The following is an 18,122-nucleotide window of genomic DNA, read 5'->3' on the forward strand; positions in this document are numbered from 1 at the left end:
GGCCCGCGTGACGACGTCGTCACGCGGGCCGACCGGGGCTCGGCACAATCCGGCCGCCGCTCTGCTTCGCGGCGGATTCACTGCTTCACTGCTTCACTGATTCGCTACTTCGCCGCGATCTTCCAGACAGCCGGCTCCGCGCCGTCCTTCTCCGCCCAGTGGACCTCAAGGGACTTGGCGCCCGCCGGGATCAGGTACGTCTCGCAGAGCACGTGGCTCTCGCCCTTCTTCCAGCCCTCCAGGTCCAGCTTGTCCTCGCAGCCCGCGGCGTCCTCGGCCGCGCCGATGAGGAGGCCGCCGCGGGTGCCGTCCGCGTAGATCTCCGTGGTGTCCGGGGCGTCGGGCGTGTCCGTGAGGGGGGCGCCGTCCTTGTGCGTGTACTTCACGTGGGCGGTCGCCGCGACCAGGCCCTCGGCGCGCTTGGGGTCGGAGACCAGCTTCTTGGTCTCGGCCTCCGTGGCCAGGTCGATCTTCTCGGCGGCGACGTCGTACGTGACGGTGGCGTCGCCCTCCTTCACCTTGCCCGTGGTGCTCTCGCCGGCCGCCAGCGCGGGCGCCTCCTTCGGCTTGGCCTGGGAGGAGGCGGCGTCGGACTTCGCGTTGTCGTCCGACTTCTTGTCGTCACCGCCACCGCAGGCGGTCAGCGCGAGGGCGAGCACGGCGACGGGGGCGGCCACGCGCAGCGCGGTCTTCCGGTAGAGCAAAACGATCTCCTGGCTGAGGGGGGACCCGCCGCGCGACGGGTTCGACCCTCGCGAGCGGCAGGAAGAGCCGTCAGCCTATGAGTCCGTCACAGGGCGCGTCGAGATCGTTACGCCCCACCGCAGGGGCATTTACCGCGGCATGTCGGCGCATTGTGGGTGGCTACTAGTACGTAACAGTCGCACAACGCGGAGGGCCGGTCACCGGAGGACCTGTGACCGGCCCTTCGCCGCCGAGGGCGTACCCGCGTCAGGCCCCCGCGGCCCTGCGGCCCCGCGAACGGCCCTGCCCCTTCGCCCCGTTCGGCCACAGCCTGGGCCGCCGCTTCGCCGCCAGGTCCTCCACCCAGCCCACGGCCAGGACCATCAGGCCGATCAACGGCCAGACCAGGAGCGTCATCCACAGCATGTACGTGGTGTCCAGGGCCGAGCTCCAGCGCTCGTCCTCCATGAACGGCAGGTCGTACGCCAGGTCGATGATCGGCACCGTCGCCATGATCAGGAAGTTGTGCCAGAGGTAGATCGTGACGGCCCTGTTGTTGGAGAGCGTCACCAGCTTGTCCCACTTCGCGAGTCTGCCCGGCAGCTCCTGCCACGAGGGCGCGTACTGGAGCAGGATGACGACGAACCCGAGGGACCAGGCCGCCTGGGCCAGCGGGATGTCGTTCAGGTCCCAGCCGTCCGGGCCCAGATGGCCCGACGCCCACCACAGTCCGAAGGCCATGACGAGCGCCGCGACCGACACCGCCAGATAGCGGGGGACGCGCGCCAGCACGCCTTCCTGGTGCGCGAAGCCGAGCACCCAGCAGCTGCCGTAGACCGCGAAGTCCGAGATCGCGTTGCCCGTCTCGCCGGGGATCGTGACGACGCCCGTGCCGACCACGGCCGTCAGGGCGAGCGGGGCGAGCAGCGTCGCCCACGGAAGGCGGCGGAACGCCCACAGCAGCAGCGGCGAGGCGATCACGAACCACAGATACGCGCGGATGTACCACAGCGGGCCCACCGCCTGCGCGGGCCAGGTGTCCTCCAGGAGGCCCGCCTTGTCCCCGAGGTTCCAGGGGAAGGGCGGCGCCCCCACCGGGAACACGTAGTTGAGCACGCTCACCAGGCCCCACGTACCGCCGTGGTCGGGGTCCTCGGAGACGTTCCACCCGCCGGCGAAGAGGAGGACGAGCGCCGCCGCGCCGAACACCCACATGGGCGGCAGGAGCCGGCGGATGCGTCCCTTGATCACGCCCCACGCCGGGCGGTTGAGGGAGCGCGCCATCAGCGAGCCCGCCAGCGCGAACATCACGCCCATGGAGGGGAAGACGATCGTCAGCCAGGCCCAGCCGAACAGGTGGTAGACGACCACGCGGAGGAGCGCGAGCGAGCGCAGGAGGTCCAGGTAGCGGTCGCGGCCCGGCTTCTTGGGCACGTCGGCCGAGGCGGCGGACGGGGCGCCGGGCGCCGCCACGGGCGGCGCGGGCACCTGCGGCAGCGGCCGCGTCCCCCCGGGTACGTAGCTGTGACTCATGCGACGGGCCTCCGTTCACGGCCGCCGGTCCGCTGTCGCGGGATGGAACCGGGCGCCTCCACCACTCCCGTGCGCCGGAGCTTCTGCCAGCGAAGGCGGCCTCCGGTGAGAGCGGTGATCCAGGACTGGAGCAGCACGACGTACATCAGCTGCCGATAGAGGATCTGCTGGAGGGGCAGCGAGATCAGGTGGGTCATGCGCTCCCGGTCGAGGCGGAACGCGTACGCGGCGCAGACCGCCTGCACGGCGAGCACGCCGAGCCAGGCGGCGACGGTCTTCTGGGTGGGGCCGAAGACCAGGCCGTAGAGGAGGAACACGTCGATGAGGGGCGCGAGCAGCGGGGCGAGCACCATGAAGAGGGAGACCAGCGGCAGTCCGACCCGGCCGAAGCGGCCCGAAGGACCCTTCTCGACGACCGCGCGGCGGTGCTTCCAGATCGCCTGCATCGTGCCGTACGACCAGCGGTAGCGCTGGGACCAGAGCTGCTGCACCGACTCCGGGGCCTCGGTCCAGGCGCGGGCCCGCTCGGCGTACACGACCCGCCAGCCGTCGCGGTGCAGGGCCATGGTGATGTCGGTGTCCTCGGCGAGCGTGTCGTCGCTCATGCCGCCGACCCGCTCCAGGGCCGAGCGCCGGAAGGCGCCGACCGCGCCGGGGATGGTCGGCATGCAGCGCAGCATGTCGTACATCCGGCGGTCGAGGTTGAAGCCCATCACGTACTCGATGTGCTGCCAGGCGCCGATCAGCGAGTCCCTGTTGCCGACCTTCGCGTTGCCCGCGACGGCGCCCACGCGCGGGTCGCCGAAGGGCTGCACGAGCTCGCGGACGGTGGACTCCTCGAAGACCGTGTCGCCGTCCATCATCACGATGAGGTCGAAGCGGGCGTTGGCGATGCCGCGGTTGAGGGCGGCGGGCTTGCCCGCGTTCTGCTGGCGCACCACGCGGACGTTCGGCAGGCGCAGGCCCTCGACGATCCGCGCCGTGCCGTCCGAGGAGCCGTCGTCGACGACGATGACCTCGATGGGGTGGTCGCTCGCCATCAGGGAACGGACCGTCGCCTCGATGCACTTGGCCTCGTTGTACGCCGGTACGAGCACGGAGACCGGCTCCGTGATCGGCCGCCCCCAGCTGAAGCCGCGCCTGCGCACGCGGCGCGCGTGCACCGCCGACAGCAGGAGCATGAGGCCGAAGCGGGTGAAGACCAGCACGCCGATGACGGCGAGCGCGACGACGAGGCCGTCGGTGATGTGCTCGGAGGCACCGACCAGGAAGACCCAGGCCCTGCCCTTCCACAGCTCGACGCCGGTGACCTTCGTGTGCGCGCTCGGGGCGGCCAGGGCCTCGGTGAGGTTCCCGAACTCGTAGCCCTGCTTCTGCATTTCGGGCAGGAAGCGGTCGAGCGCGGCGACGGTCTGGGAGCGGTCGCCGCCGGAGTCGTGCATGAGGACGATGGCGCCCTCGCCGCCCTTGGGCGTGGCGCGGCGGATGATCTCGTCGACGCCGGGGCGCTTCCAGTCCTCGCTGTCGGTGTTGTTGACGACGGTGAGGTAGCCGCGGCCGCCGATGTACTTCGTCACCGGGTAGGACTTGTCGTCCATGGCGTCGGCGAACGAGGAGTACGGCGGCCGGAACAGCGAGGTCCGGATGCCCGCCGCACCGGCCAGCGCGAGCTGGTTCTGCGAGAGCTCCCAGTCGATGCGGCTCGTGGACTGGTAGGAGAGGTCGGGGTGGTTGAAGGTGTGCAGGCCGACCTCGTGGCCCTCGTCGACCATGCGTTGGACGAGGTCGGGGTGGCGCGAGGCCATGGTGCCGGTGACGAAGAAGACGCCGTGCGCGTGGTGTTCCTTCAGGACGTCGAGGACCTTGGGGGTCCACTCCGGGTCCGGGCCGTCGTCGAAGGTCAGCACGAGCTTGTGGTCGGGCACGCTCAGCGTGCTCTCGCGGCCGCCCCGGGTGTCGATGACGGGGCCGCCCTCCAGGATCTTCCGCGGCACGTGGTCCGTGGGCGCGGGCGGTCTGACGCGGTGGTCGGCGAGGATCTCGCTGTGGACGTACCCGCGCAGCATGAGCATCGCGAGCAGCGCGACGAGCAGCAGCGAGGGCAGCAGGTAGCGCATGGGCAGACGGCGGCGCCGGACGGTGCCGGGCGCCTTGCCCCGGCGGCCCTTGCCCCGGTGGCCGCGCCCTCGGGGGGCGGTCCGCGCGTCCTGGTTCGGGGCGTGACTGTCCAGGGGGCGGTCCGACCGGCCCCTGTTGGTACGGGAGTTCATCGCTGTGCGCCCTCCGAGGACGGCTTGGTGTCCACGGTGGACTGCTGGGTGCCCGAGCCGCTCTGCGCGGGAGCCGAGGTGTATCCGACGGGGACCTCGCCGCCGCCACCGCCGCCGCCCTCGCCCCCGGGGTCCTGCGACTGCGTGGGCTGCTGGGTGGGCTGGTCGGTCGGGTGCGTGGGCTCGGGGTCGGGGGCCGTGGGGTCACCGGTCGGGTCCGGGTCGGGGCGGCCTCCGCCGTCCGTCGGGTCCGGGTCCGGGTCGGATCCGCCGCCGCCACTCGTCGGGTCGGGGCCGGCCGTCGTGCCGGCCTCGCCGTCGTCCCCGCTCCGCGAGGGACCGGGCCCGCCGTCCTCGTCGGGCGACGCCGTCGCACCGGCGTCGTCCGTCGCGCCGGGCGAGGGCGTCATGCCGGACGAAGCGGACGGACCGGCGGGATCCGCCGTGCCGTTGGGCGTGTCCACCTTGCTGGCCGGCCTGTCGTCCTTGGGCCCCGGCATGGGCAGCCAGGGCGCGCTGGAGTTGCCGGAGAACAGGGTGCCGACGATGACCATCGCGTAGACCGCGCAGACGAGGCCGACGATCGCGCCGACCCGGCGGTATCTGCGGCTGCGGCGGCCCGTCTCGTCGACGAAGACCGGTCCGTCGGCCGCGCCGTCCTGACCGGCTTCGGCGGGCAGGTCCGCCAACTGCCGTCCCACGCCGTCGATCTGAACGGTGACCTCGTTCGGATCATGGGTATGGCCTGGTAGGGCATCTTCTCGCCAAGTTTCCATGCGTACGCACAACCCCCCACATCACTGGACCGGGCGCGCGCACGACTTCCGGGCACTTGCCGTCCGGACCGGGCCCCCACCCGACCCGAGCGCTCCCCCTATCACACTGCGCCCAGGCCATGAATGTAGCGCACCGCAGTGACAGGCGTAGTTATCAGTCAGTTCTGACTCATCATGATGAGTGCATCTGTGGCCGGAACCCATCCGTTCGGGGGTTTTCGGAGCCATCCTTCCTCGGCCGCGAGTTCCGCGGCGGCCTCCCGCAAAGCGGTAACGCCCGGATGAATCAGGCCCTTTCGCCATACCAGCGACACAGGCGACAACGGGACCGGATCGACCAGCGGCCGCAGCTCGGCGCCGGGCATGGCCGGAAAGTCCACGACGACCAGGGCCGGATTCCGCTTCTTCGCCATGATCCGGCCGAACTCCTCGGGCCCCACGGCGAGCGGCGCGGGCGGCGCGACCTCGATGCCGCGCCCCTCGAAGAGCCGGTGCGCGAGGTCGGTCCACTCCAGGGTCCGCGGATTGCCCGCGCCCGCGTACACGGTCTCCCCCGCGAGCGCGTCCAGCGGCACCGCGGCGCGTTCGGTGAGCGGGTGGCCCGCCGGCAGCAGGACCGCCATCGGCTCGTACCGCACGGGCTGCTGCGCGAGCCGCGCGCGCACCGCCGGGTCGAGCCCGGCGTACCGCCCGAAGGACACGTCGAGCCGCCCGGCGATCATCTCGGCGGCGGCGCCGGTGAGCCCGCTCTCGAAGCGGGCCATCAGCTCGCAGTCCGGGACGCGTTCGCGGGCCCGCTCCAGGACGCGCCCGCAGACGAGACCCGGGCTGTTCAGGTCGACGAGCAACGGTCGCGCGGCGCCCGTGAACGCGGCGACCAGGTCGTCCTGCGCCTCCAGGACGCGCCGCGCGTACGGCACGAGCCGCTCGCCGTCGGCGGTGAGCGTGACCTGCCGCGTCGTACGCGAGAACAGTTCGGCACCCAACTCCCGCTCCAGGCGCCGGACATCGCGGCTCAGCGCCTGCTGCGCCACGTACGTCCGGGCGGCGGCGCGGGTGAAGTGCAGCTCCTCGGCGACGGCGAGGAAGCCGCGCAGCAGCCGGGGATCCACGTCCCGGGGCGGGCCCGGTGGAACGTCCGGGGGCGGCCCCGAGGGCACGTCTCGGGACGGCCCACGAGGCGTCGTCGGCGGGGGTGTCATCGCGGGATCCCGGTACGCATCACCGCAGGAACTTACAACGGCGGCGCGTGAATGGCGCCACGGAAGGTGTTGGACCCCGCCGAACGTCCGCGGCGAGGCTGAGGCCATGCCCCGCGACAGCCCCCGGACCACCACGCCGCGCCCGCCCCGGACGCCCCGAGACGTGCCACCGTGCGCGTCCGGGACCACCGGAGACGTGCCACCACCCCCGCCCCGGACCCCCCGCAACCCCTACGCCCGCCTCTTCGCGATACCCGGCGCCACCGCCTTCACCGTCGGCAACCTCGTCGCCCGCCTCCCCATGGGCATGTTCAGCGTGAGCGCCGTGATCATGATCTCCGGCGCCCGCGGTTCGTACGCCCTGGCCGGTGCCGTCACCGCGACCGGCCTCGCGGCAACCGCCGTCGTGGCGCCCTGGACGGCGCGGCTCGTCGACCGGCACGGCCAGGCGCGCGTCGCCGTCCCCGCCACCGCGATCGCCGCGCTCGGCTCGCTCTCGCTGCTCCTGTGCGTGCGCTTCGGGGCGCCCGACTGGACCCTCTTCGCGTCCTACGCCGCCACGGCCACGACCCCGAACACCGGCGGGATGTCCCGGGCCCGCTGGGCGCATCTCCTCAAAGACGACCGGGAGGCCCTGCACACCGCCAACTCCTTCGAGCAGGCCGCCGACGAGCTCTGCTTCATGCTCGGACCGGTCCTCGCCGCGTTCCTCTGCGGCGCGCTCTTCCCCCAGGCGGGCACCCTGATCGGCGTCGTCCTGCTGCTGACCGGCGTCCTCGTCTTCGCCGCCCAGCGCGCGACGGAACCGCCGCCCCAAGGGCGTACGAGCGCGTCCTCCCGGGCGGGATCGCCCCTTCGCGCGCGCGGGATGCCCGCTCTGCTGGTCGTCTTCCTCGCCACCGGCGCCGTCTTCGGCTCCCTGGAGGTCGTCACGATCGCCTTCGCGGACGCCCGCGGGCACAAGGCGGCGGCGGGCGTGATCCTCGCGCTCCAGGCCGCCGGGTCCTGCGCGGCGGGCCTGGTCTACGGAGCGGTGCGACCGCGTGGACCGCTCGTGCGCCGGCACCTCCTGTGCGTGGCCGCGATGGCGGCGCTGATGACGCTCCCGTTGCTCGCGGTGACGATCACGGGTTCGCTGATCGCCCTCTCCGGAGCGCTGCTGATCGCGGGGATGGCGACGGCGCCGACCATGGTCACCGGCATGACGCTCGTACAACACCGCACCCCCGAGGGGCGGTTGAACGAGGGCATGACCCTCGCCGTGACCGGCCTCCTCGGGGGCATCGCGTGCGGTGCGGCGGGCGGCGGCTGGGCGGTGGAGCACCTGGGGCCCGGCGCGGGCTACGGGGTGCCGGTGGCCGCCGCCTGCTGTGCGCTGCTGCTCAGCAGCGCACAGGCTTGCGCCACGAGCACTCCAGCTCGCCGCCGTCCCCGTCGGCCCCGCGCGTCGAACGGGGCCTGACCGGCACGGCCCTGTCCTCGGTCGAGGACGCGAGCGTCACCACGACGGCGTCCTCCAGCGCCTTCACGGAGGCGGGCAGGTAGTTGTTCAGGATGATGCTGAAGACCAGCTCGCGCCCGCTCTTGTCCTTGACGTAGCCGGACAGCGCGGACGCCCCGGTCAGCGTCCCCGTCTTGGCGTGGACGTTGAGGGCCGCCGGGGTCCCGCACATCCGGCTGCGCAGCGTGCCGCCCGCGAACTTCCCGGGGGCGCAGGCCACCGGCAGCGACGCGTACCAGTCGGCGAACCACGGCTCGCCCTTGGCCGAGCGCAGCAGCTTGATGTACTGCTCGGCGGCGACGTTGTCCTTGCGCGAGAGCCCGGAGCCGTCCACCTGGCGGATCCTGCCCGGGTCGACGCCCGCGGTCTTCAGATAGCCGCCGATCGCGGCGATGCCGTCGTCCCAACTCCCGGGCCGTCCGGTCGCCTTGTACCCCATGGCCTTGGTCAGGGACTCGGCGTGCATGTTGTTGGACAGCTTCATGAAGGGGACCATGAGGTCCTTGAGCGGCATGGAGTCGTGCGAGGCGAGCCGCCGGGCGCCCTGGGGCGTGGCGATGCCCGGCCTGGTCGGCCCGGTCACCTTCACGCCGTGCGCGGCGAGCGCGTCGCGGAAGACGGCGGCGGCGTAGCCGGTGGGCTCCCAGACGGTGGCCCACTCCTTGGTGGTGTCCCCGCCGACCGGGACGGTGCCGCTGACGGTGATGGTGTTCTTGCCGTGCTGCCGTTCGACGGTGACGGAGTCGGTGCCGCCCTCGGCGACGGTGGTGGCCCGCAGGTCGATGTCCACGTAGTCCGTCTTCGGCGTCACGGTGACGCGCGGCTCGTCCCCGGCCTGCGCGCCGGGCGCGACCTCGACGATGACCGTCCCGGTGTCGTAGTCCGTGTCGGGCGCGACGCTCAGGGCGCTGATCTGCGCGGCGTAGTACGCGGACTCGTCGTCGCCGCTCCAGGTGTCGCCGATGCGCTTGGCGTCGAACCGGGTGTCATCGGCGACGAGCCGCCCGGACACCTTCCGCACGCCCGAGTCGGCGATCTTGGCGGCGAGGCCGTCGTAGTCCTTGGCGAGCGTCGTGGGATCGCCCGTGCCGCGCAGATACAGGTCTCCCCGGAGCACGGATCCGCTCTGCTTGCCCGTGGCGAGGACGTCGGTGGTGAACCGGTGGTCGGGGCCGAGGAGTTCCATGGCCGCGGCCGAGGTGAGCAGCTTGGTGTTGGAGGCGGGCATGAGGCGCCCGCTGGACCGGTGCTGGTAGAGGACGTCGCCGGAGGCCGCGTCGGCGACCACCACACTGGCCACGCCGCCCTCCATGCGCGGGTCGCCCAGGACGGCGTCGATGGCCTCGGGCAGCCCGGACCGGTCGGAGTCGGCCCCGGCCGGTGCGCCGAGGTACAGCCCGCCGGCCGTCAGGCCGAGCACGGCGGGCCAGATCCAGTGGCGCGTACGACGGGCGGTGCCGCGCGGCCGACGCGGACGCGGGGCGCTGCCGGGCGAGGCGGGCAGCGCGGGCTTCGTAGATCTCGCGGGTCCACTCATGACCCAGCAGCATCCCGGACTCCCCGCCCCCACGACAGCCCCCACCCCGGCCACGTGTGGGGCAATCGGGCGGGTGCGCGGCAGCGGGCCGGGCCCGCGCCCCGCGGAGGGCCGAAGCCCTCGTCACCCGGGCGGCTCGACCAGCGGCGGGTGGGGCTGGCGGCGCCGGTGCGGGGGAAGGGCCGCCAGGAGGGTCAGGGCGGGGGCCGGCGCGGTCGGGGTGCCGCCCGTGCGGCGGCAGACCAGGGCGTCGGGGTCGCCCGCGGGCTGCTGGAGGCTGTAGCCGTCGGGGCACGAGGGCCCCGGGTCGCCCGCCTCGCCCTTGGGGCCCCGCTCGCCCTGCGGTCCGGCCGGACCCGCCGGACCCGTGGAACCGGCGTCGCCGTTCGTGCCCGAGGAGCCCGCGGGGCCGGTCGGCCCCGCCTGGCCCTGCGCGCCGTCCTTGCCGTCCCTGCCGTCCTTGCCGTCCTGGCCGTTCACGCCCGGCGCTCCTGTGGGCCCCGGCTCGCCGGGCGCCCCCGCCTCACCCTGCTCGCCCTGCTCCCCCTGCTGTCCGCCCTCGCCGCGCGAGCCCTTCGCACCTGGCTTCCCGTCCGAGCCGTCCGAGCCGTCCGCCCCGTCCGAACCGTTTGTTCCGTCCGAGCCGTCCGCCCCCCGCGAACCGGGCAGCCCCGCCGGCGCCCGCACCCGCGCCAGCAGGTCGTCGATCGCCTCGGAGGGGTCCGGTGCCGCGGGCGTGTCGCCGTGGGACCTGACCTGCGCGCGCAGCGTCCGCACGTCCCGGGCGAGCGTGGACACCGCGTCGCCGCGCCGGTCCGCCTCCGCCGCGAGCCGGTCGGCACGGCGGTCGCCCGCGTCGATGCGGGCCCACAGGATCACCGCGACGCCGGAGAGCGCGAGCAGCACGCAGACGAGGAACACACTGCGCCAACGGCGGGCCAGGACTCGCTCGAGGTGGGTCACTGGGTGCCTCCGAGCCGTTCGTTGGCGATGAGGAGCCGGGCGATCTCGCTCTGGTCGTGGGCGTGCAGCGCGCTCAACTCGGCGAGCTTCGCGTCGCGTTCGGCGACCTGCCGCTCCAAACGGTCCCGCTCGATCTGGAGCTTCTCGGTGAGGCTGGAGTATCCGTTGAGCGCGTTCTCGCCGCGTTTGCCGAGATACGCCACCACGGCGCCGGCCAGCACTCCGAGACAGGCGAGAACGGAGCCCACGAGGGTGACGGTGGCATCCAAGCGACTGCCTCCTGCTCCTGACTGCCGGCCTCTGCGCGAACCGCACGGCCGCCACGACCCTGCACTCGGACGATTAACGAGTCACATGCCCGGAAGATGTGCCCGAATCGTTCACCGCCCCACCCCAACAGCCTTTCGACATACGGGAGTTGACGCGGCGGCACACGGAAGAAGCCCCCTGGCCCGGGGGCCAGAGGGCTTCAACCTCACATGGGAATTGTGGAGATGGCGGGAATCGAACCCGCGTCCAACGGTGCAGAATCAGGGCTTCTCCGTGTGCAGTTCGCTGCGATTTTCTCGGCCCCGGTGATCTCGCGAACAAGTCTCCGACGGGCCCAGTCACTGTTTGATTTCCTCCCAGACCCCGTGACCGGGTCTAGAAGTTTAGTTCCCTAGCTGATGCCAGGATCCGGGTCGGGAACAGCCCCGGGCTGACACTTCGCAAGTCGCTACTTAGGCAGCGAGGGCGAAGGAATCGCGCTTGGTGTTGGCGATTATTGGTTGCGACATATGGTTAACGAGATCATTGCCGCTTCCTCGACACGCTTCCCCTGCTTCGACATCCGCTGTCGAAACCGATCATCCCCATGTTGATTTTTCAATCCGGGTCTTTCGACCCTGCGCCCCGGCCGTGCGGGGCATGACCCATCGTACGTGACCAACGCGGGACGGTGCCAGCGTATTCCTGGTGGCCGGTGCCCGGGGGCTAGGCGATGCCCTGCCGCCGCCGCGCCGACGCGATCGCGCGGTTCGTCTCGCGGGTGTCCTGCTTCTCGCGCAGCGTCTGCCTCTTGTCGTACTCCTTCTTGCCCTTGGCCAGCGCGATCTCGACCTTGACCCGGCTGTCCTTGAAGTACAGCGCGAGGGGCACGATCGTGTGACCCGTCTCCTGGGACTTGGACTCCAGCTTGTCGATCTCCGCACGGTGCAGCAGGAGCTTCCGCTTCCGCGTGGCCGAGTGGTTGGTCCAGGTGCCCTGCACGTACTCGGGCACGTGGATGTTGTGCAGCCATGCCTCGCCGCGGTCGATGTGCACGAAACCGTCCACCAGGGAGGCCCTGCCCAGCCGCAGCGACTTGACCTCGGTGCCCATCAGCACCAGGCCGCACTCGTACGTGTCCAGGATGTGGTAGTCGTGCCGCGCCTTCTTGTTCTGCGCGATCATCTTGCGGGCGGGTGCCTTCTCGGCGGCCTTCGCGGCCTTGCGCTTTACCTTTTCCTTCGCCATAGTGCGGTCATTTTCGCACTACGAGGGGGGTCCGAGGCCAGTCAATACTGTCTCGGCCCGCGCCTCGGCCCCGTCCTCGGCCTCCAGGTCGGGGGTGATGCCCCGGCCGTCGACGGCCCGCCCCGAAGGGGTGCGGTAGTGGCCGACGGTCAGCTCGGCGACGGAGCCGTCGGGCAGGCGGCTCGGCATCTGGACCGAGCCCTTGCCGAAGGTCCTGGTGCCCACCACGACCGCGCGGCCGCGGTCCTGGAGGGCGCCCGTGAGGAGCTCGGCCGCGCTCATCGTGCCGCCGTCGACGAGCACGACCACGGGTCTGCCGGTGTCACCGCCCCGCTCGGCGTGCAGGGCCTTCTGCTCGCCGCGCACGTCGTACGTGGCCACGAGGCCGCCGTCGACGAAGGCGGACGCGGCGGTGACCGCCTCCGTCACCAGGCCGCCGGAGTTCCCGCGCAGGTCCAGCACGATCCCGGCGCCCTCGGGGGCCTCGCGCACCGCGGTCCGCACGTCCTCCCCGGAACCCTTGGTGAACGCGTCGACCTTGATCAGGACGGCACCGCCCGGCAGGTCGGTGACCGTGACGGAGTCCGTGGACAGATGGGCGCGGCGCAGCGTCTCGCGCCACGCGCGCGTGCCGCGCTCCACGCCGAGGACCACCGGGGTGCCTGCGCGGTCGCCGCGCAGCAGGGCGAGGACCTCCGTGACGGGGCGGCCGGTGACGCGCTCGCCGTCGATCGAGCTCAGCAGGTCGCCCTCGCGCAGCCCGGCCCGGTCGGCGGGCCCGCCCTTCTGCACCCGGGAGACCTCGATGCGCCCGTCGGCCGCGCGCCGGGCCCACAGCCCCACGCCGGTGTAGCCGCCGTCGAGCGCCTTCTCGAATTCCTGGTACTCCCCCGGTGAGTACACCGACCCCCAGCGGTCCCCGCTGCGGCTGACGGCCTCCTCCGCGGCCTTCTTGCCGGACTTGCCGTCGGCCATGGCCTCGGCGGCGGCGTCGGCGGCCTCCTCCGCGGTGTCGGCGGAGGGGTCGCCCTGGTAGGGGGCGACGTCGGAACGTACCGAAGGGGAGGCGGATTTCTGGCCCCCGCCGGCCTCGTCGCTCCAGGAGCCGGTGGCGGCGCCGGTGACGAGGACGCTCGCGAAGACCAATGTCAGGGCCGCCCCGCGGCGGATGCGGCGGGGCCCGGAGAACCGGTCGGCGAACCGGTCGAGGCCTGACATGACGGTGAGTCTAGGACAACGAAGAGCGCCGTACGGTGGGTTGAACCGTACGGCGCCCTGACACGCTGGGGGCTCTTCTCACACCTTCAGGTACTTGCGCAACGCGAAGAACGCGGCAAGCGCGGGCATCAGCAGGCCGATCGCGAGGACCAGCGGCAGCTTCGTGAGCACCGCGTCCCAGCCGACGAACTGGACCAGGTTCAGCTTCTCGGAGAGCGCCAGACCGTGGTCGATGATGAAGTACCGCCCCACCAGGAGCATGCCGCAGGCGACGCCGCCGCCGATCAGGCCGGCCACGGCGGCCTCCATGATGAACGGCATCTGGATGTAGAAGCTGGACGCGCCGACCAGCCGCATGATCCCGGTCTCACGACGACGGCTGAACGCCGAGACGCGCACCGTGTTGACGATCAGCATCAGCGCCACGGTCAGCATCAGCGCCATCACCGCGCGCGCCGCCCAGTTCATGCCGTTGAGCAGCCCGAAGAGGTTCTCCAGGATGCCCTTCTGGTCCTGCACGGACTGCACGCCGTCACGTCCGGAGAAGGCCGTCGCGACGACCTGGTACTTCTCCGGGTCCTTCAGCTTGATGCGGTACGACTCCTGCATCTGGTCGGGCGTGAGGGAGCTGGACAGCGGCGAGTCGCCGAACTGCTCCTTGTAGTGCTTGTACGCCTCGTCCGCCGACTCGTGCTGGACGCTCTCCACGACGGGCATCTTCTTCAGATCGCCGAGGATCAGGTCCTTCTGCTCGTTCGTGACGGCGCCCTTGGCGCACTTGGGGTCCTGCTCGGCGTCGGCCTTGTTGCACAGGAAGATCGAGACGTTGACCTTGTCGTACCAGTAGCCCTTCATATTGCTCACCTGGTCGCTCATGAGGAGCGAACCACCGAAGAGGGCGAGCGAGAGCGCTACGGAGACGATGACCGCGAAGGTCATCGTGAGATTGCGGCGGAGACCTACGCCGATCTCCGACAGGACGAACTGGGCGCGCATGGCGGCCTTTCAGTGGATCAGGTGAACAGACAGCGGTCGGGCGGTACGGGTCGTCAGTGCTGGTAGCCGTAGACGCCGCGCGACTGGTCGCGGACGAGGCGGCCCTTCTCCAGCTCGATGACCCGCTTGCGCATCTGGTCCACGATCTGCTGGTCGTGGGTGGCCATCACGACGGTGGTGCCGGTCCGGTTGATCCGGTCGAGCAGCTTCATGATGCCGACGGAGGTCTGCGGGTCGAGGTTGCCGGTCGGCTCGTCGGCGATGAGGAGCTTGGGGCGGTTGACGAAGGCGCGGGCGATCGCGACACGCTGCTGCTCACCGCCGGAGAGCTCGCCGGGCATCCGGTCCTCCTTGCCGCCCAGGCCCACGAGGTCGAGGACCTGCGGCACGGACTTGCGGATCTCGCCGCGGGACTTGCCGATGACCTCCTGGGCGAAGGCGACGTTCTCGCCGACGGTCTTGTTGGGCAGGAGACGGAAGTCCTGGAAGACGGTGCCCAGCTGGCGGCGCATGTGCGGCACCTTCCAGTTGGACAGGCGCGCGAGGTCCTTGCCCAGGACGTGCACCTGGCCGTGGCTGGTGCGCTCCTCGCGCAGGATCAGCCGCAGGAAAGTGGACTTTCCGGAGCCGGAGGATCCCACCAGGAAGACGAACTCGCCCTTCTCGATCTCTAGGGAGACGTCCCTGAGCGCGGGGCGGGTCTGCTTCGGGTAGGCCTTGGAGACGTTGTCGAATCGGATCACGGATGCACCACGGGTTGCCGGGGGTAGGTGTGCGTGACCATACGCGAAGGCGGCGCACCGGCGCAGTCGGCGTCCTGAGTTGCGCCGATTGTCATGGCTGGAAGTGGGAACGCAACAGTCGGAAACCGTCGGGAAACGGCGGACCGCGCCGAAATCCGCGGAAGCTGGCACAGTGGTAGGGGGAACGATTGGGTTGCCCGTAGCGTTGGGCAGGCTGTAACTGTGCGGGAGGAGAAGCGCATGACCCTGGATCGGTTGGTATGCGCGAACTGCGCAGCGCCCGTGAGTGAAGGCCGCTGCCCCGTGTGCCGGGCCAATCGCGAGCGCATGCAGATGGAGGGGCCCTTCGCGGGGCTCAATCCCGCGGCACTGATCGCACTGCTCGTGGTGCTGATCGCGGCGGTGGCGCTGCTGGCGCACCAGACCGCGTAGGAGCGGCACACCGGCAGGAGCGGCGCACGGAGAGTGACGGCGCCGCCCTCGGGCGACACGGACACCGGCTACAGAGAAGGGCCCGGAGCTTCGAGAAGCTCCGGGCCCTTCGTCACGCGTACGACACCTCGTACGTCGCGTACGTCACCGCACGGGTCAGGCAGCGGCGCCGCGGTTGCCGACGAGGCGCGGCAGGATGCGGAAGCCGATGCCGCCGGCGATCATCGTCGCGGCACCGATCACCAGGAAGGTGGTCTCGGCGGCGCCGGTCTCGGCGAGCTCGCCGCCCTTGTCGGTCTTGTCGCCGGCCTGCTCGACCGGCTTGGAGCCGGTGTCGGTCAGGCTGTCCTTGCCCTTGCCCTGCTCGACGGGGGTGTTGCCGCCGCCGTCGGGGTCGGTGTCGTTGCCGCCGTTGCCGCCGCCGTTGCCGTTGCCCGGGTCGGTCGGGCCCTCGGTGGGGTCGGTCGGGTCCGTGGGCTCGTCGGTCGGGTCCGTCGGGTCCGTGGGCTCCTCGGTGGGCTCCGTGGGCTCCTCGGTGGGCTCGGTCGGCTCCTCCGTGGGCTCGGTGGGCTCCTCGGTCGGCTCCTCCGTCGGCTCCTCGGTGGGCTCCGTCGGGATCTCCGTGGGCTCCTCGGTGGGCTCGTCCTCGCCCAGACCGACGTCCACACCGACACCGGTGTCGTCGGCGTGCGCGTCGGCGCTCACGCCGCCGAGGTCGACGCCGACGTCGAGGGCCGAGGCGGCACCCGCGGCGGTCAGCGAGGCGCCGGCGGCAATCACGGCACCGGCTGCTATCCGCGCGACACGGATCCGCGTCTTCTTGGTCATCTGGCTGCTACCCCCAGTAGCTGAATCGTCAGTGAGGCAGCGTCCGGGGCGGCGACCACTGGGGACGATCGATCGGCCCCCACAGATCCCACGCGCCCCAGAAATACGCATGCCGCACGCTAGCCTTTCCACTTTTCACAGCAGCGTCAAGGCCGTTGCGGGCGCGATGTCCGATATAAGCGCAGTTGAGCGTCGTACGGAGATGTGACTGTGACGTAAAAGGCAACTGCCGCCTCTGGGGCGGCAGTTGCCTTGTCGATAAAGCCGTTCTCGGCGGTTTCTACTTCTCCTGCTGCTTGCGCCAGCGAATTCCGGCTTCCAGGAAACCGTCGATCTCGCCGTTGAAGACGGACTCCGGATTGCCGACCTCGAACTCCGTGCGCAGGTCCTTCACCATCTGGTACGGGTGCAGGACGTAGGAACGCATCTGGTTGCCCCAGGAGTTTCCGCCGTCGCCCTTGAGGGCGTTCATCTTCTCCTGCTCCTCCTGGCGGCGGCGCTCGAGGAGCTTGGCCTGGAGGACGTTCATCGCGGTCGCCTTGTTCTGGATCTGCGAGCGCTCGTTCTGACAGGAGACGACGATGCCGGTGGGCAGGTGGGTCAGGCGCACCGCGGAGTCCGTGGTGTTGACGCCCTGGCCGCCGGGGCCCGAGGAGCGGTACACGTCGACGCGCAGCTCGGACTCGTCGATCTCGATGTGGTCGGTCTGCTCGACGACCGGGAGGATCTCGACGCCCGCGAAGGACGTCTGGCGACGGCCCTGGTTGTCGAACGGCGAGATGCGTACGAGGCGGTGGGTGCCCTGCTCGACGGAGAGCGTGCCGTACGCGTACGGGGCCTGGACGGCGAAGGTGGTCGACTTGATGCCGGCCTCTTCCGCGTACGACGTCTCGTACAGCTCCGTCTTGTAGCCGTGGCGCTCGGCCCAGCGCAGGTACATGCGCTGGAGCTTCTCGGCGAAGTCGGAGGCGTCGACGCCGCCGGCCTCCGCGCGGATGGTGACGACGGCCTCACGGGCGTCGTACTCACCGGAGAGGAGGGTCCTGACTTCCATCTCGTCCAGCGCCTTCTTGACGGCGGTGAGCTCGGACTCGGCCTCGGCGCGGGTGTCCGGGTCGTCCTCCTCCTCGGCCATCTCGAAGAGAACACCGAGATCGTCGATACGACCGCGCAGGGCCTCGGCCTTGCGGACCTCCGCCTGGAGGTGACTCAGCTTGCTGGTGATCTTCTGTGCCGCTTCCGGGTCGTCCCACAGGGACGGCGCGGCCGCCTGCTCCTCGAGCACGGCGATATCGGCCCTCATCTTGTCGAGGTCCAGGACGGCCTCGATCGACTCCATGGTCGAGGAGAGGGACTTGAGCTCTTCGGAAACATCGACGACTGCCACGACTCCAGCGTAACGGTTGCGGCAACCACGGTTTCCCGTGCGGGGCTGCAACGGCACCCCTTCCGGGGCGGGGGGCGCGTTTCCCTGCGGGGCGGGGGGCCCTTGGGGGCGGGGGGCTTTCCCTTCAGCACGGGGCGTTGTTTCCCTGCGGGTGGCTGGGTGGCTTTCCTGTCCCGCCGCTTCGCGGCGGATGTCCCCACCCACCCACCCGTTTACCCGGCACCGTCCTGGGCTGTAGGGGCCGGGGCGCGCGGTGTGATCAGCCGCGCAGGGGCGGGGCCGGGGGGTGCGTCACCGGCGGGAAGCCGAGGCGGGGCCGGGACCCCTGGCGGAGCACCGGTGCGGGCACGCCGGCGCCGACGAGCGCGGCGGCGGAGGAGAACAGTACGAACAGGTCGAGCGGATCGTCGGCCGTCACCCGGTCGAGGCAGCGGGCACCCGCCGCCTTGGGCGCGAGCACATCGGCGGCGCGGCTGTCTGCGCCGCTCGGTCCTCGGCCTGAGCGACGAGCAGGCGAGCGCCCGCCCCAGCGCCAGCGAGCTGACCCTGGGCGGC

At 71.3% G+C, this 18,122-nt stretch carries 17 protein-coding genes and 1 other RNA gene; 2 read left to right on the top strand and 16 right to left on the bottom strand.

The genetic code is table 11. The features are described 5' to 3' along the window. Window positions 1-104: 104 nt before the first annotated feature. The 5 genes from AB0L89_RS40895 to AB0L89_RS40915 form a co-directional block, all read right to left on the bottom strand. On the bottom strand, window positions 105-704 hold the full coding sequence (locus tag AB0L89_RS40895; RefSeq protein ID WP_365153055.1) for a hypothetical protein: 600 nt from the start codon (window positions 702-704) through the stop codon (window positions 105-107). A gap of 247 nt (window positions 705-951) precedes the next feature. After that, window positions 952-2,217, bottom strand: coding sequence for an acyltransferase (locus tag AB0L89_RS40900; protein ID WP_365153057.1), 1,266 nt, complete (start codon window positions 2,215-2,217; stop codon window positions 952-954). Then, entirely contained in the window at window positions 2,214-4,334 is a 2,121-nt protein-coding gene (locus AB0L89_RS40905) for a glycosyltransferase (protein ID WP_365153081.1), read from the bottom strand. The genes AB0L89_RS40900 and AB0L89_RS40905 overlap by 4 nt, the downstream gene beginning before the upstream one ends. Window positions 4,335-4,483: 149 nt before the next feature. After that, window positions 4,484-5,188 (bottom strand): hypothetical protein, encoded by a 705-nt coding sequence (locus tag AB0L89_RS40910; RefSeq protein WP_365153059.1) that lies wholly within the window; start codon window positions 5,186-5,188, stop codon window positions 4,484-4,486. A 233-nt stretch (window positions 5,189-5,421) separates the two neighbouring features. Further along, on the bottom strand, window positions 5,422-6,375 hold the full coding sequence (locus AB0L89_RS40915; RefSeq protein WP_365153061.1) for a LysR family transcriptional regulator: 954 nt from the start codon (window positions 6,373-6,375) through the stop codon (window positions 5,422-5,424). 286 nt (window positions 6,376-6,661) lie between these two features. Between AB0L89_RS40915 and AB0L89_RS40920 the strand changes: the two genes are divergently transcribed. Next, complete coding sequence (locus tag AB0L89_RS40920) at window positions 6,662-7,927, top strand: MFS transporter (RefSeq protein WP_365153063.1); 1,266 nt, start codon at window positions 6,662-6,664, stop codon at window positions 7,925-7,927. On the opposite strand, the gene dacB is transcribed toward AB0L89_RS40920, so the two are convergent. The 8 genes from dacB to ftsE form a co-directional block, all read right to left on the bottom strand. Further along, entirely contained in the window at window positions 7,848-9,503 is a 1,656-nt protein-coding gene (gene dacB, locus AB0L89_RS40925) for a D-alanyl-D-alanine carboxypeptidase/D-alanyl-D-alanine-endopeptidase (protein WP_365153065.1), read from the bottom strand. The genes AB0L89_RS40920 and dacB overlap by 80 nt on opposite strands. Before the next feature lie 123 nt (window positions 9,504-9,626). Then, window positions 9,627-10,466 (bottom strand): collagen-like protein, encoded by an 840-nt coding sequence (locus tag AB0L89_RS40930; protein WP_365153067.1) that lies wholly within the window; start codon window positions 10,464-10,466, stop codon window positions 9,627-9,629. Next, the gene (locus AB0L89_RS40935; RefSeq protein ID WP_365153069.1) at window positions 10,463-10,735 is read right to left on the bottom strand and encodes a hypothetical protein; all 273 of its coding nucleotides are present in this window, start codon (window positions 10,733-10,735) and stop codon (window positions 10,463-10,465) included. The genes AB0L89_RS40930 and AB0L89_RS40935 overlap by 4 nt, the downstream gene beginning before the upstream one ends. A 217-nt stretch (window positions 10,736-10,952) precedes the next feature. After that, window positions 10,953-11,322, bottom strand: a transfer-messenger RNA (tmRNA) gene (gene ssrA / locus AB0L89_RS40940). 119 nt (window positions 11,323-11,441) lie between these two features. Next, window positions 11,442-11,963, bottom strand: coding sequence for an SsrA-binding protein SmpB (smpB, locus tag AB0L89_RS40945; RefSeq protein WP_365153071.1), 522 nt, complete (start codon window positions 11,961-11,963; stop codon window positions 11,442-11,444). Window positions 11,964-11,981: 18 nt separating this feature from the next. After that, a complete protein-coding gene (locus AB0L89_RS40950; RefSeq protein ID WP_365153073.1) occupies window positions 11,982-13,181 on the bottom strand; it encodes a S41 family peptidase in 1,200 nt (399 codons plus the stop codon). Between the two features lie 78 nt (window positions 13,182-13,259). Beyond that, window positions 13,260-14,177 (bottom strand): permease-like cell division protein FtsX, encoded by a 918-nt coding sequence (gene ftsX, locus AB0L89_RS40955; protein WP_365153075.1) that lies wholly within the window; start codon window positions 14,175-14,177, stop codon window positions 13,260-13,262. A 53-nt stretch (window positions 14,178-14,230) separates the two neighbouring features. Then, window positions 14,231-14,920, bottom strand: a complete 690-nt coding sequence (ftsE, locus tag AB0L89_RS40960; RefSeq protein WP_362339801.1) for a cell division ATP-binding protein FtsE — start codon at window positions 14,918-14,920, stop codon at window positions 14,231-14,233. 240 nt (window positions 14,921-15,160) lie between these two features. On the opposite strand from ftsE, the gene AB0L89_RS40965 reads away from it, so the two are divergent. Continuing rightward, complete coding sequence (locus AB0L89_RS40965) at window positions 15,161-15,352, top strand: hypothetical protein (protein WP_055699326.1); 192 nt, start codon at window positions 15,161-15,163, stop codon at window positions 15,350-15,352. A 156-nt stretch (window positions 15,353-15,508) separates the two neighbouring features. On the opposite strand, the gene AB0L89_RS40970 is transcribed toward AB0L89_RS40965, so the two are convergent. The 3 genes from AB0L89_RS40970 to AB0L89_RS40980 form a co-directional block, all read right to left on the bottom strand. Then, complete coding sequence (locus AB0L89_RS40970; RefSeq protein ID WP_365153078.1) at window positions 15,509-16,180, bottom strand: LPXTG cell wall anchor domain-containing protein; 672 nt, start codon at window positions 16,178-16,180, stop codon at window positions 15,509-15,511. A 280-nt stretch (window positions 16,181-16,460) separates the two neighbouring features. After that, a complete protein-coding gene (gene prfB, locus AB0L89_RS40975; protein ID WP_055699324.1) occupies window positions 16,461-17,567 on the bottom strand; it encodes a peptide chain release factor 2 in 1,107 nt (368 codons plus the stop codon). 259 nt (window positions 17,568-17,826) lie between these two features. Next, complete coding sequence (locus tag AB0L89_RS40980) at window positions 17,827-18,027, bottom strand: KR domain-containing protein (protein ID WP_365153083.1); 201 nt, start codon at window positions 18,025-18,027, stop codon at window positions 17,827-17,829. Between the last annotated feature and the right edge of the window lie 95 nt (window positions 18,028-18,122).

It is taken from the genome of Streptomyces sp. NPDC052114 (assembly GCF_040680155.1).
Classification (GTDB): Bacteria; Actinomycetota; Actinomycetes; order Streptomycetales; family Streptomycetaceae; genus Streptomyces.